The sequence below is a fragment of the Emergencia sp. genome, assembly GCF_048465375.1.
Lineage (GTDB): Bacteria > Bacillota > Clostridia > Peptostreptococcales > Anaerovoracaceae > Senimuribacter.
Window position 1 is genome coordinate 274,518 of the sequence record NZ_DBFWLQ010000002.1, and the last position, 13,540, is coordinate 288,057.

The following is a 13,540-nucleotide window of genomic DNA, read 5'->3' on the forward strand; positions in this document are numbered from 1 at the left end:
GAAAAGGAAGTGGAATAGATATGAGTAATGCTTTGATTTTAGAGGGCGGCGGTATGCGGGGGATTTTCGCAGCCGGCGTCATCGACTACTTGTTGGATCAGAAAATTCGTTTTGACAACGTCATCGGTGTGTCCGCTGGCGCTTGCCACGGCTGCAGTTACGTCTGCGGCCAGCGTGGACGGGCTTATGCCACGGCTACCGATTATCTGGACGACAAAAACTATTGCAGCCTGCGAAGCCTGCGCAAGACTGGCGACCTCTTCGGCGCTGATTTTCTCTATTACAAAATCCCCCAGGAGCTTTATCCTATAGACAACCAGGCATTCCTTGCCAGCGGCATCAAGTTTCAGGCCGTGGTCACCAATTGTGAAACCGGCAAGGCGGAATACCCGGTAATTGAAGACATGTTTCGCGATATCGAATACGTCAGGGCTTCCAGCTCCCTGCCGCTGCTGGCAAATATGGTTGAAATCGACGGAAATTTGTACATGGACGGCGGCATTTCTGATTCCATTCCATTGGCACAGTCCCTCAGACAGGGCAATGAGAAAAATGTCATCGTTTTGACCCGGCCGCGGGATTACCGAAAAAAGAACAGCCGCATTGCGTCGGCTGCAGGTCTCAGATACCGGAAATATCCGAAAATGGCCGCGGCGTTAAAAAATAGATCGAAAGTTTACAATGAAACCTTGGATTTGATTGAAAAAGAGGAGGCGGCAGGCCGCGCTTTTGTCATCGCGCCTATGGGACCTCTTGACATCGGCAGGACAGAGAAGGACCGCGGCAAATTGAAAGCCGCTTACCAGGAAGGCTACTTCGTGGCGGAAGGACTGGGGGCAAAGCTCTTGGCCTTTTTGGAAGGCTGATGGATATCGGCACACATCTCTATGAGCGCTCGCAGCGGTTTTGTCAGATATTTGTCTCGATGCCAGACTGCATACATGCGATTTTCCAGCACCAGGTCAGGAATCGAAAGTTCCACCAGGTGCTGTTTTTTTAATTCTTCTGAAACATAAGCCTCTGGCAGGATGGCGATTCCCAGGGCGGCTCTGGCTGCCGCTAAGAGCGCTGAGTCGTTGACACTGCACCAGGCGGGATAGGCTTTACAGCCTGCCAGATACAGCTGGCTGTCTAACGTGTCCCGGATCGCACTGCCGGCTTCTCTGAGCAAAAGCTTTTCCCTGCACAGCTGGGGCAGCGTTAACTGCCTCTCTTTCAGCGGATAGTCCGGTGCGCAGACGGCCTTCAGGGCATAGGCGCCCATATTTTTACTGCTGAAAGGCTCTTGCGGCGCGGTACCTTCGACCAAGGCCAGATCTGCTTTTCCCCTCTGCAGTGACTCTATGGCTGTGGCGGCTGGGATGACATCTACACTTGCAGAGATGCAGGGAAAGGCTTTGCTGAAAGCCTGCAATCGGGCTGGCAAGTAGAAATTGGCGATGGTAATATTGCAGGCGATGTGAATGGGCGCATTTTTTTCCAGTGTATGGAGGCGAACCTCCAGGGCTTTACTGGCGGTCAGAATCGGTTCGGCCTCTTGCAGGAGCAATTCTCCAGTCTTTGTAATGCGTACGCTTTTTCCCAGGCGATCGAAGAGAGGCGCCCCGGTCATATCTTCTAAATCGTGAACGGCGTGAGAAACTGCGGACTGGGTGATAAAGAGCTTTTTCGCTGCCTTGGTAAAACTGCCGGTCTCGACGACAGCCTCAAAGATTTCCAGATGGCGGAAGGTCATATCCATGTTTTTTCTCCTCATGAATAAAATTAATGATTATGATTAGATTATATCGTTTTTCTTATAGATCTGCAAGAGGTATACTATATTGAGACAGAAGTGAAAGAAAGGAACTTTAAGAATGTCCAAGACGGAAAAATTGAAACAGGGCCTGTGGCTCTTTTATATGAACTTATTTATCAGTGCTTTCACCTTTGGCGGGGGTTATGTGGTGGTGCCTATGGTGCGAAAATATTACGTAGAGAAAAAGAAATTCTTTTCAGAAGAGGAACTGATGGACATCGCCGCAATCTCCCAGTCTGCACCGGGCGCCATCGCCATAAACTTGACTGCATTGGCAGGGTATCGGGTACTGGGGCTCATGGGAGCAGCCGTCAGCTGTATTGCCGCCATCCTTCCACCCCTGCTGATTTTGATGGCGGTATCTGCCTGGTACAGTATTTTTGTCACGAATCCTTTTGTTACGGCAGTGCTGAAAGGTATGCAGGCCGGTGTTGCCGCTTTGATGGTGGACTTGATAATCGACATGGTCAGATTCATTGCCAGAGACGGTTCGAGGCTTTTGGTGTTGCTGATTCCGGCTGCCTTTGCGGCAAACTTTTTCTGCCAGGTCAATGCGGCAATCGTGTTGGCAGGCTGTGGCATGATTTCTTTGCTTCGTCTGTGGCAGCTGAAGAGAAAGCGGGGGTAAGTGTATGCCATTCTATTTATTTCTGATTTTTTTCCAGATCGGACTGTTCAGCATCGGAGGCGGTTACGCCATCATTCCTCTCATCCAAGAACAGGTGGTCCAGCTCCACGACTGGATTACACAGAAGACCTTTACCGACATCATCACCATATCGCAGATGACGCCAGGTCCTCTGGCGGTCAACACCTCCACTTTTGTGGGTCTGCAGATTGCCGGTGTCTGGGGTGCCGTACTGGCGACTATCGGCTGTATTCTGGCAGGTGTAGTAATTTCAATCCTTCTCTGCTGGTTTTTTCAGAGCCATCAGGAATCAATATACTTTTCAGGCCTGCTGAAAGGCTTGAAAGCTGCTTCTGTGGGTTTGATCGCCTCTGCGGCGGGTATCATCATCTTATTAACTTTTACGGGAAGTTCTCAGCTGATTCTGCCGGAGCACGTTGACTTCAAAGCAGCAGCAATCTTCACAGGGGCGGTGGCCATTTTGCTGCAGAAGAAGGTGAAAGTCAATCCGATTGTTTTGATGGCCTTGACAGGGATTGCCGGAGTGGTAATATATTAAAAGGAGGGCGAACTTATGGAACGAATCGATTTGAGTCTTTTTCCCTTTTGGGAGCATTTAACAGAAGATGAACGAGAATTATTGCAGTCGCAGGCCAGGATTGTCAGATTTGAAGAAAATCAGCTGATTGCCTCCACGGAGATGGACTGCCTGGGCGTACTTTACATAAAATCAGGCATGATTCGCCTCTATCTGTATTCGGAGGACGGCAGAGAGGTGACCATTGCGCGCCTGGCAAAGGATGATGTCTGCCTTCTGTCAGCATCCTGCATGCTGTCACAGGTATCTTTTCCAGCCCAGGTTTCAGCAGAAAGCCAGGTGGAGGCCATACTGATTCCTGTCAATCTCATTTCCTCCATCAAAGAGAAGAACGTCTACGTGGAAAACTACGTGTACCGTTTGACCACAGAACGATTCTCCGATGTCATTTCGGCTGTAGAGCAGATGCTCTTCATGACTTTAGAGCAGCGCATCGTCAGTTTTCTGCTGGATGAGACGGCGAGAACAGGGGGCGATACGCTGCATATGACGCAGGAGAAACTGGCACAGGCCATCGGCAGCGCCCGCGAAGCCGTGACCCGTACCCTCAAACAGTTATCATCTGCAAAAGTGATAGAGGTCTTTCGCGGAGGCATTAAAATCGTAGATCGCAAAGCTCTCTACGAAAAAATTTCCTAAGATAAGCAAAACCCTGTAATCTCGGATTCCACAGATTACAGGGTTTCGTATGTTTAATTCTGGATGAGGGCTTCCAGCGCTTTTTTCGGTTTGAACCCAGAGGACTGTTTGACAGGTCTGCCTCCTTCAAAGACGATGACGGTCGGAATGCTCATGATGCCAAATTCTCTCGCCAGTTCTGGCTCTTCATCTATGTTCACTTTGCCGACTTTGTAGCCTTCTGCATCTTCTGAAATTTCTTCGATGACCGGCCCCAGCATCTTGCACGGTCCGCACCACGATGCCCAGAAGTCTACCATTACTGGTACATCAGATTTGAGGACCTCCTCATTGAAATTATTCTTATTAAAAGCCTTAGCCATAATATCAACTCCTTTTTTCTTTCTTTGATAAACAGAGTATAGCATTAATATATGACGGACTTCTGTGACCCGGTTACAAAAGAAAAAAACTCTTGCTATTTGATTGAAAACTTGTTATGATGAAAACAATTATGAAGAAGGAGAGGTGGCTTGATGTATCTACGTTAAGATGAGGAACAATGAATAAGAAACTCCTAAAAGAGAGGAGTTATTTGTTGTACTTACTTAACTAAATGGATGCATAAGGTCATGAAATCGCTGTCTGAGGAGATAATGCGGTCTTGCGTACCCTTTTTCTCTGCATATGCCATTTGTTTTGATTACAGATAACTCCAAGGCGAGAGTTATCTTTTTTTGTTTCTAAATGAGATTTGCTATTGCATGACGAAGACAGAGGAGGACAATAATGGAAAATAACATAAAATGGAGAGGCAAATTTCTGACGATTGCTGTCGGGCAGGCAATTTCTTTAATCGGAAGTTCTGCCGTGCAGTTTGCTTTGATCTGGTGGCTGGCAGAACAGACGGCATCCCCGATGATTATGGGTATTGCAGGATTGGCGGCATATCTGCCCATGGCTTTTCTCAGCCCTTTCGCCGGAGTCGCCGCAGACAAATACAGCCGGAAGATGATCTGCATTGCAGCTGACTTGTCTATGGGATTGGCTGCATTGGTGGCGGCGTTTTTGCTTAACGCGATTACATTTCCCATATGGGCGGTTCTGGCGATTCTATTCATACGAGGAATCGGCGGCACCTTCCATCAGCCGGCGATTCAGTCAATCATACCGCAGCTGGTGCCAACAGAAGAACTGGTCAGAGTCAATGGATGGATGCAGCTGATGACGGCAGGTTCTTTTATCTTGGGCCCTGTCATCGGCGCGGCTCTATACGCGGCGCTGCCGATGTCACTGGTGCTGCTGACCGATGTCATCGGTGCGGTTTTCGCCAGTGCAGCCCTTGCGGTCGTAAAGCTTCCGCGCCTTGTGAAGCATGAGAATCACGAAACCGGTTTTTTTGCTCATTTTAAAGAGGGGATTCAGGTCTATAGAGAAGATAAAAATCTGTTGACGCTGATGGTTGCAGAGGTTCTGTGCATGCTTTTCTATGCACCGCTCTCTACGTTCTATCCCCTGATGACCAGCGATTACTTTGATCTTTCCGCCATGTACGGCAGCATTGTGGAGGTCACCTTTGCCGCGGGAATGATGATCGCGGCCCTCCTCTTTGGCAGTGTCTTGAAGATCAAGAACAAAATCAGGACGTCTTATCTGGGCCTTTGGGGAGTGGGTGTGACTACGGCTATCTGCGGTCTGATGCCGGCGACCTTCCTGGGATGGATCATATTTGCGGTTACCTGTGCAGCCATGGGTGCCTTTGGAAATGTTCACGGAATCCCATTGACGGCTTACATTCAAGAGACTGTGGCGCCGGAAAAGATGGGCCGCGCTTTTTCTCTGATCGGTCAGGTCACCGCCTTCACCATGCCCATAGGCCTTCTGATCAGCAGTCCGGTCGCGGAAAAGGTGGGCGTGCACATGTGGTTTCTGATATCGGGGATCGGTATTCTCGTGGTACTGGCAGTTGTGATTGGAATCGGCGGGGTTCTGCAAAAGAAAAAAGAGCGCATCTGAGTATGCCAAAGATTTCTGCTTTCATTATAGCGGCAAGGAACTGTCTATTGTTTGGTAATTTGCCAAATAATAGACAGATTTTTTTGAAAACTTCTAAGCTGGAATAGGGTAAATAACCTTATAATGAAAAAAGATTTTGAAAGGAGAAATCAAACTATGAAGAGACAAAAAGAAAAAAGAAAAGCGACTCTGATTGAAGCGCTCAGTGCAGTATTGGTATTATTGGTAATCTTCTTCTTCGGCTCTCTGGCCGATTTGTCTGCACCTGCTCTGATGGGGATCGCCCTCATGTACGTGGTATTCATCGGTTGGCGATGCGGTTACACGTGGAAGGATTTGGAGGACTTCTCAGCAGAAAAGATCAAAGCGGCTGCACCTGCCAACTCGGTACTGATTGCCGTGGGTTTTCTGCTTGGAGCATGGATGTTTTCCGGCACGATTCCCATGTTCATCTATTACGGCGTGCAGCTAGTCAGTGCAAAATGGATTCTTGTTTCGGCGTTCATTCTCTGCGCGATTTTTTCAACTTGTACAGGGACTTCTTGGGGTTCTGCCGCTACAGCAGGTATCACCATGATGGGAATCGCTATGGCCATGCCGAACGTGAACATCGCAGCGGTAGCAGGAGCCTGCTACACCGGCGCCATCTTCGGAGACAAGCTGTCTCCGCTATCTGATACGACCATTTTGGCGTCGCTGGCGACAAAAAATGACATCTTTGATCACATCAAAAACATGTCCAAAACGGTTGTGCCTGGAGGACTGATCGGACTGATCATCTACGCAGTCATGGGTATCAAAGCGGACGCAGCTGCGACGGGTCTGCCGGAGAACACCCTGCAGCTGCTCGATGCACTGGATGGGGCTTTCAAGTGGAACGTCATCGTCTTGCTGCCGATGGTGCTCCTGGTTTACGGATGTATTGCTAAAAAGCCATCGACTGTCATCATGATGTTGTCTGCTGCCCTGGCTGTTCTGATCGGCGTATTCTATCAGGGGTTTAGCCTGGAGGATGGGATTACAGCCCTCTACAGTGGGTTTAACTTAGAAATGGTGGAAAGTGCAAGAAGCGGATTTGTTGCTGCTGATGCGGGTGATGATGCCATGAGCCTGCTCAACAGAGGGGGACTGGCCTCCATGATGAAATCCTTTATTACCGTATATATCTGCTTATATTTTGCAGCGATTATGGAACACATTGGCGCAATCGAAGCCCTGCTGGGAAAACTTCTGCTGTCTGTAAAGACCAGATTCAGCCTGGTCTTCGTAACATCGATTTCCTGCGTTGTTCTGACGGCTATCGGAGGAAGTTCGACCCTGGCGCTGATTCTTACGGGAGAAATGTATTCGGAGAAGTACAAAGAGATGGGACTGTCAACCTTGAATTTGTCGAGAACCATGGAAGACTTCTGTACTGGTACAGCGGGATTCATCCCTTGGTCCGCTTCTGGCATTTATTATCCATCAGTCTTGGGTGTTCCCATTGCACAATATTTCCCATATTGTTTCATGAGCTACGCCATCTGGATTCTGGCATATTTCTACAGTATCACGGGTATCTGCATGAAACCTCTGGAAAGAGAAGCGGAAACTGCAACTGCATAAGGGAAAGAAGGCTGTAATATGATTAGTGACATGCATATACATACAAGGTGGTCCAGTGATTCCAAGACCCCGGTTCGGAATCAAATCGACAGCGCGCTGCGGCTGGGCATGAAGCACATCTGCATCACAGAGCATCAGGACTACGATCAGCCAATCTTCCCGCCGGACAATTACACATTTTTGATCGGTGATACGGACGATATGGAAGGGTATCTCTCTGATCTGGCGCAGATCAGAGAAGAGTATGCGGGCAGAATCGAGGTGCTGACGGGGGTGGAGCTGGGCTTGCAGCCCCACCTGCCGGAAAAGCTGGCGGCGTATGCGAGAGACTATCCCTTTGATTTCATCATCGGCTCGACCCATAATTTCAGAGGGAGGGGCGCTGACGATCTCAGAACCTATGAGGGGAAGAGCACAGAGGAAATCTGCAGGCTCTACTTTCAGGAAGAGTACGAGAATATCGTCAGGATACCGGACTTCGACGTCTGCGGCCATCTGGACTTCATCTTCCGATATGCGCCAGGCGCCATCGAGACTTTTTCCTACAGCAAATATGGTGGCGAGCTGGACAGCATCCTACAGGCGCTGATTCAGTCAGGCAGAGGCATAGAGGTGAATACCTCCAGACTGAAAAGCCTGGGTCTGACCAACCCGAAGGTTGAAATTATCGACCGCTATGCGGAACTTGGCGGTGAGATCATCACCTTTGGCTCTGACGCTCACACCCCGGAGCGTGTGGGGGAATGCTTTGAAGAGGCAGGAGAGATGGTGAAGGCATGCGGACTCAGGTATTATGCGGTTTACAAAGAACGGAAGCCAGTATTTTATAAGTTGTGAAGGGAGAGAGATGCAGCAGGCCAAAAAACAAAAAAGTAATAAGATATTCTAAATGAGTTCTTGACTTCCCCATACAACTGTACTAGACTTTAATTAGCAGAAGGTGCTAGACCAAAAGTTCGATACATAAGTATCACCAAAAAACACGGAGCGGCTACTCCGTGTTTTTTTATTAGGCTGATTGCTGTTATTTTTTCTGATCCAACCATTTGACTATGTAATACGCTATCACACTGCCCGTGACAGAAATACTTAACGCAGACCAAAAGTCCAACATAACCATCACCTTCCTTCTAGCAAACTTGCTGAAGGTGCAGCAGTACAATTATCATACCACAAGGTTAATGGTAATAACGGAATTATATGGAAATATTAACTATGAAATCCGGTTTTGATTTTAAGAGAAGTTATTGCATCAATGTATTTTTATCACTTATACTCATTGAGCATATAGAGGCGCACGGCCAGGGAGACATTGACGTAGAACTCCTGATCGCTCATCTCTTCACAGAACAGAAACTGTTTGATCTTGCTGATTCGATAACGGATGGTGTTGTGATGACACTTGAGTGAGGACGCTGTCCTGAAGATGTCCCCTTCATTGAGAGCCAGCTGCCTGATTGTTTCGAAGAACTCCGGTTTCTCCTTGATTGGATCGATCAGAGCAGTCATGAACTCCTTCATGACTGCTGAATCGGCCAGGGGCACCAAAAGCTGATAAGCGCCGATTTTGTCGTAACTGCCAAAGGCGCGATTTTCTGCAACAGAGGCGATATGGGTGTAATAGCTCTCTCTGATGCATTGATCCAGTTCCTTGTACGGTTCGTGGATGCGGCTGCAGCTGACATAGAGCCCTTCTTTACAAGGCGATAAAAATTCCATCAGTTCATCTAAAATGATGCGGAAGGTCTTTTCCTTATTCTGACGTGCGGTCAGAATGGCGAAAAGACCGTTTTTATATTTGCATACCAGCGCCTTGGTATTTAGGTTGCGATTCAAGTAGAAGACCTTTGAATAACGCTCCAGGTTGAGCTGAAAATCCTCGTCCTCTCCTTTGATGTAGACCGCCATGACATATTCTTTCAGTTTCAGGGAGATATTTTTACTCAGGGCATAGATCTGTGCATTCGTCAGACTGCCTGCAATCATCTGATTTAAGTTCTCTTCCGAAAAGAAGTTGTCGTCCTCTTTCCTGACAGCGTCTAATATTTCGAAGATGATGCTCTCCATATAGAGGTCGCCGTCATATTGGATGATAGGGAAGTCATGATGATTGGCGAAGTCGATGACCTCTGCTGGAAGATCAGGAAAGACTGTCGTTTTGCAGGCAAAGGCGGCAGCGCCGATTTCACAGAGAAACTTTGTCGTCGCAAGGATGAGGTCCGGTTCGTCCCTGGCAAAGAGCAGGGTGCTCAGTATAATCATGTCCGGTTCAAAGACATTCTTTTCTGATGCCTGGGCAAAGGAAGAAAATTCATAATCTGCAATGCCGAGAGAAACCACGTAGCGGTTCAAACCACCCTTTCCTGCGATGAGACGCATCTTTGAGAGACCGCCTAGCTGCAGGATATCCTTTACTGTTAATGCCATTCCAAACCCTCCTCACCTGATATTTCCTACCTCTAATTATAAACAGATTTCTGCTCATTTCAATTGGTAATATACCAAAAAATATAGGGGAAATTCAAAAAAATACTAAAAAAAACGGGTTGTGCAGCCATTAAAATGAAGTTGAAAGTAAGCGGAGACAGAAAGGAGACGAGAAAGTGTTAGAGATGAAAGTTTTGAAAAGGGAAGACACCGTCAAGGTGTTGAAGATGAAGGATGTGATTGAAACCATAGAAGAGGTGTATCGGGCGCAGTCTGCTGGTGCTTCGGCAATTTACCCTTTGATCACAGAGGAGTTTGTTCCAGGCAGTGCGGAGATGGATATTAAATCAGGCTGGCTTAAGGATGCCGGCATCTACGGCCTTAAATCAGTGTCCTGGTTTGAACAGAATGAGAAGGTTGGACTGCCAGCGCTGCTGGGCACCATTTTGATCTTCGACGCAAAGACCGGGGCGCCTGTCGGATTGCTGGACGGTTCCCATATTACAGGCATCAGAACCGGTGCTGCCGGCGCTATCGGGGCAAAGCTGCTGGCGAGAGAAGATGCGAAAAATCTTTTGCTTGTAGGCGCAGGCCACGTCGCAACCTTCCAGGCAGCGGCCACCTTGCTCAGTTTTCCTGGGCTTGAAAAGGTGATGGTCTATGACGGACTGGACTATGATAACGCAGACAGATTCGCGAAAAACCTTAGTGGAACCCTGTCGGCGGATTTTGGCATGGAGAATGTGAAGGCGAAATTTACTGCGGTGAAAGATATTGCAGAGGCCGCGGGGCAGAGTGACATCATCATCACTGTCACGCCGTCGAGAGAACCCATCATCAAAAAGGAATGGGTCAAGCCGGGAACCCATTTTTCCTGCATCGGGTCCGACATGGCGGGTAAAGAAGAAATCGACCCGCAAATCTTCGCAGGTGCAAAGGTCTTTGTAGACGATATCGAGCAATGTATCAACGTGGGCGAAATTGAGATTCCTATCAAAAAAGGCATTATGAACAGAGAAAATATCAGCGGCATCATCGGTGATATAATCACAGGAAAAGTCTCGGGCAGAGAAAATGATGAGCAGATTACCGTCTTCGATGCCACAGGAACCGCACTTCTTGATCTGCTCACAGGTATGCTTGCTATCAAAGAGGCCGAAAAACAAGGATTAGGACAAATCATAGAATTATAAAGAGGAGAATGCATTATGAAACTGGAAAGATTTAAAGTGGAACGCTGGATGGATGAGTACGAAGGTTTTTTGACCTACGACCTGGGAGAAACCTGTATTGATTCTTTGGAAATCGGGGAGTTATTAGAGCTATGTGGTAAAGATCCAGACGCATTTCTGCCGGGTCTGAAGGGAGAGCGGCTGGTATACGGCCACATCCATGGCTCCCCGGAACTGAAAAAAGGGATTGCAGGTCTTTACAGAGATCTGATGCCGGAAGACGTGGTGCCGACCCACGGCGGAATCAGCGCTAATCATATGGTGATCGCGACGCTGGTAGAACGAAACGATAATGTAGTCACAGTATTGCCGACTTATCAGCAGCACTATTCTATTCCTGAATCTATCGGGGCAGAGGTCAGAACCTTGTGGCTGAAAAAGGAGAACGGATTTGTACCTGATCTGCTGGAGATGGAGGCTTTGATCGACGAGAACACCAAGCTGATTTCCATCTGTAATCCAGATAACCCGACGGGCGCTTTTGTGCCGGAAGACGTGATGATGGAGATCGTCAAAATGGCCGAAAAGGTGGGCGCCTATATCCTCTGCGACGAAGCGTACAGGGGCATTTCGGAGGACGGAAGTTACATGTATTCCATCGCAGACCTGTATGACAAAGGAATCTCCACTTCCAGCATGTCCAAGGTTTTCGGACTTGCAGGTCTTAGAATCGGCTGGATCGCGACAAAGGATCAGGAAATCATGAAGCAGTTCTGTGGCAGAAGAGACTACGACACCATCAGCTGTGGTTATATCGATGATATCCTGGCCAGTCTGGCGCTGGAACACAAGGATAAGCTCTACGAGAGAAATGCCAAGATTCTGCTGGAAGGAAGAAACATCCTCGACAAGTGGGTAAAGGAGACGGAAGGTGTGGATTATGTGAGACCTGTCGCCGGCACCACCGCCCTGGTTTATTACGATAAGGAGATTTCTTCCTTTGATTTCTGCGTTCGCCTGGTCAAGGAGAGAGGTGTTCTGACGACGCCGGGCTCCTGCTTCGAGATGGAACACTGCATCAGAATCGGTTATGCTTTCAGCCCGGACGTACTGCAGAAGGGTCTGGACATCATCGCGGAACTGTTAAAAGAAATCTAAGATAAATGGAATGACCGGACGGATGGCAGGGCCGTCCGTCTGGTATTTGGATTTGTGAGGGAAAAAATGAAGACAATCAAACTGGCGCTGATCGGCTACGGCAATGTGGGAAAGGCGTTTGCAAAGATGCTCCGTCAGAGGACGGACTATATCTGCGATCATTTTAATACTGAGGCTGTGATTACCGCTATCTGTACCAGGAGCAAAGGTGCACTCATAGACGGCAGCGGCATCGACACAGAAAATCTTGACAATCAGGCATTTGACAGGGAGAAAAGCGCTGTGGAGGTCATACTGGAAGCAGATTATGACGTTCTCATAGAGCTGACACCTATCAATATTCAGACGGGAATGCCTGCCATCGATCACATCAGGGGTGGACTCAATAGAGGAAAGCATGTGATCACCGCCAACAAGGGACCTGTCGCCTGGGCTTTCCGGGAACTGAGGGATCTGGCTGCGACAAAGGGCGTATGCTTCTGCCATGAAGCTGCTGTTATGGACGGCGTACCGGTTTTCAATCTGACAAAGGAGACACTGATGGGCTGTCAGATTACTGAAATCAAAGGGATTCTCAATGCGACGACCAATTACATCTTGGACGAGATGGAAAAGGGCGTGACCTACGAGGCTGCAGTGAAGGAAGGGCAGAAAAGAGGTTTTGTCGAGGCTGACCCGTCCATGGATCTGGAAGGATGGGACGCGGCAGCAAAACTGACTGCCCTGATGAATGTTTTGATGGATGTGAAAATCACACCGCAGGATATCAGGCGGGAGGGAATTGGTTCAATCACCAAGGAACAGATTGACGAGGCAAAGGCGCGCAAGATGAAATATAAGCTGCTCTGTTACGGCAGAATGGAAAACGGCAAACCGGTGGCAACGGTAAAACCGCGGCTCGTGGCGGAGGACAGTCTCTTTGCAAGGGTCAATGGCACCGCTGCCTGCGTGACCCTCACCACGGATCTGATGGGCGACGTGTCGATTATTGAACACGTCTATGAGCCGGAAATCGATCAGACCGCATATGGCGTACTGGGCGATCTGCTTAGAGTTCTGACAGAAACAAACAAATCGTGACAACATTATGGAACCTCTGACATAGCAGCTGGCGTAAGTCTGCCAGATTTTCTGAAATATACCGTAAAAGGACAAAAAATAAGGATAATCGGGCAGATTTTACAAATCAACGGGGGTATACCAGTGCAAGGCATGATAAAAAAGAAAAATGCACCATATAAATCCACTGAAACCATGTAGATGATATCATTAAACTATTGTTATACTGTAGAAAGATTTACAGAATGACCTGCCAAAACGGGACAGACAATTAAAAATTAGAGAAATCCGCCTGAATAGGGCAGAAATTTGAAAGAAATAGGCATTTATCTAGACCTGATTCACGCTGCATACCAGGTGGGGGTATCAAAAAGCGCAACAGACCTTGACAAGAAAAATCGCATATTATAGAATAGACATAATAAAATAGAAACCTACCCCTTCACCGGATGGGGAGTACA

Annotated in this window: 13 protein-coding genes; 10 read left to right on the forward strand and 3 right to left on the reverse strand. The window is 48.1% G+C overall.

All coding sequences use genetic code 11. The features are described 5' to 3' along the window. Positions 1-20: 20 nt before the first annotated feature. Positions 21-866 carry a patatin-like phospholipase family protein gene (locus ACMQ5W_RS01765; protein WP_148494073.1) on the forward strand — a complete coding sequence of 282 codons (846 nt, stop codon included), beginning with the start codon at positions 21-23 and terminating at the stop codon, positions 864-866. Here ACMQ5W_RS01765 and ACMQ5W_RS01770 read toward each other — a convergent pair. Next, entirely contained in the window at positions 812-1,741 is a 930-nt protein-coding gene (locus ACMQ5W_RS01770; RefSeq protein WP_419022882.1) for a LysR family transcriptional regulator, read from the reverse strand. The two genes, ACMQ5W_RS01765 and ACMQ5W_RS01770, sit on opposite strands and share 55 nt — an antisense overlap. Before the next feature lie 115 nt (positions 1,742-1,856). Between ACMQ5W_RS01770 and ACMQ5W_RS01775 the strand changes: the two genes are divergently transcribed. Genes ACMQ5W_RS01775 through ACMQ5W_RS01785 form a run of 3 tightly spaced genes read left to right on the forward strand, consistent with a single transcriptional unit; the run spans position 1,857 to position 3,663 of the window. Further along, complete coding sequence (locus tag ACMQ5W_RS01775) at positions 1,857-2,426, forward strand: chromate transporter (RefSeq protein ID WP_419022884.1); 570 nt, start codon at positions 1,857-1,859, stop codon at positions 2,424-2,426. A 4-nt stretch (positions 2,427-2,430) separates the two neighbouring features. Next, complete coding sequence (locus ACMQ5W_RS01780) at positions 2,431-2,985, forward strand: chromate transporter (protein WP_419022886.1); 555 nt, start codon at positions 2,431-2,433, stop codon at positions 2,983-2,985. 15 nt (positions 2,986-3,000) lie between these two features. Then, a complete protein-coding gene (locus ACMQ5W_RS01785) occupies positions 3,001-3,663 on the forward strand; it encodes a Crp/Fnr family transcriptional regulator (RefSeq protein ID WP_148494076.1) in 663 nt (220 codons plus the stop codon). A gap of 53 nt (positions 3,664-3,716) precedes the next feature. On the opposite strand, the gene trxA is transcribed toward ACMQ5W_RS01785, so the two are convergent. Then, positions 3,717-4,028: a thioredoxin gene (gene trxA / locus ACMQ5W_RS01790; RefSeq protein ID WP_419023532.1), complete on the reverse strand. Its 312-nt coding sequence runs from the start codon at positions 4,026-4,028 to the stop codon at positions 3,717-3,719. Positions 4,029-4,431: 403 nt separating this feature from the next. Between trxA and ACMQ5W_RS01795 the strand changes: the two genes are divergently transcribed. The 3 genes from ACMQ5W_RS01795 to ACMQ5W_RS01805 all read left to right on the forward strand — a co-directional run bounded on the left by ACMQ5W_RS01795 (position 4,432) and on the right by ACMQ5W_RS01805 (position 8,100). Further along, positions 4,432-5,658: an MFS transporter gene (locus tag ACMQ5W_RS01795; protein ID WP_419022888.1), complete on the forward strand. Its 1,227-nt coding sequence runs from the start codon at positions 4,432-4,434 to the stop codon at positions 5,656-5,658. 156 nt (positions 5,659-5,814) lie between these two features. Beyond that, positions 5,815-7,263, forward strand: coding sequence for a Na+/H+ antiporter NhaC (nhaC, locus tag ACMQ5W_RS01800; RefSeq protein WP_419022890.1), 1,449 nt, complete (start codon positions 5,815-5,817; stop codon positions 7,261-7,263). Between the two features lie 18 nt (positions 7,264-7,281). Continuing rightward, entirely contained in the window at positions 7,282-8,100 is an 819-nt protein-coding gene (locus ACMQ5W_RS01805) for a histidinol-phosphatase HisJ family protein (RefSeq protein ID WP_419022892.1), read from the forward strand. Between the two features lie 429 nt (positions 8,101-8,529). On the opposite strand, the gene ACMQ5W_RS01810 is transcribed toward ACMQ5W_RS01805, so the two are convergent. Continuing rightward, positions 8,530-9,690: a PucR family transcriptional regulator ligand-binding domain-containing protein gene (locus ACMQ5W_RS01810; protein WP_419022894.1), complete on the reverse strand. Its 1,161-nt coding sequence runs from the start codon at positions 9,688-9,690 to the stop codon at positions 8,530-8,532. A 185-nt stretch (positions 9,691-9,875) separates the two neighbouring features. Here ACMQ5W_RS01810 and ACMQ5W_RS01815 point away from each other — a divergent pair, with 185 nt between their 5' ends. The 3 genes from ACMQ5W_RS01815 to ACMQ5W_RS01825 all read left to right on the forward strand — a co-directional run bounded on the left by ACMQ5W_RS01815 (position 9,876) and on the right by ACMQ5W_RS01825 (position 13,100). Beyond that, positions 9,876-10,883, forward strand: coding sequence for an ornithine cyclodeaminase family protein (locus tag ACMQ5W_RS01815; protein WP_419023534.1), 1,008 nt, complete (start codon positions 9,876-9,878; stop codon positions 10,881-10,883). A 15-nt stretch (positions 10,884-10,898) separates the two neighbouring features. Next, entirely contained in the window at positions 10,899-12,020 is a 1,122-nt protein-coding gene (locus ACMQ5W_RS01820) for an aminotransferase (protein ID WP_419022896.1), read from the forward strand. Between the two features lie 66 nt (positions 12,021-12,086). Beyond that, positions 12,087-13,100, forward strand: coding sequence for a homoserine dehydrogenase (locus ACMQ5W_RS01825; protein WP_419022898.1), 1,014 nt, complete (start codon positions 12,087-12,089; stop codon positions 13,098-13,100). The last annotated feature ends 440 nt before the right edge of the window (positions 13,101-13,540 follow it).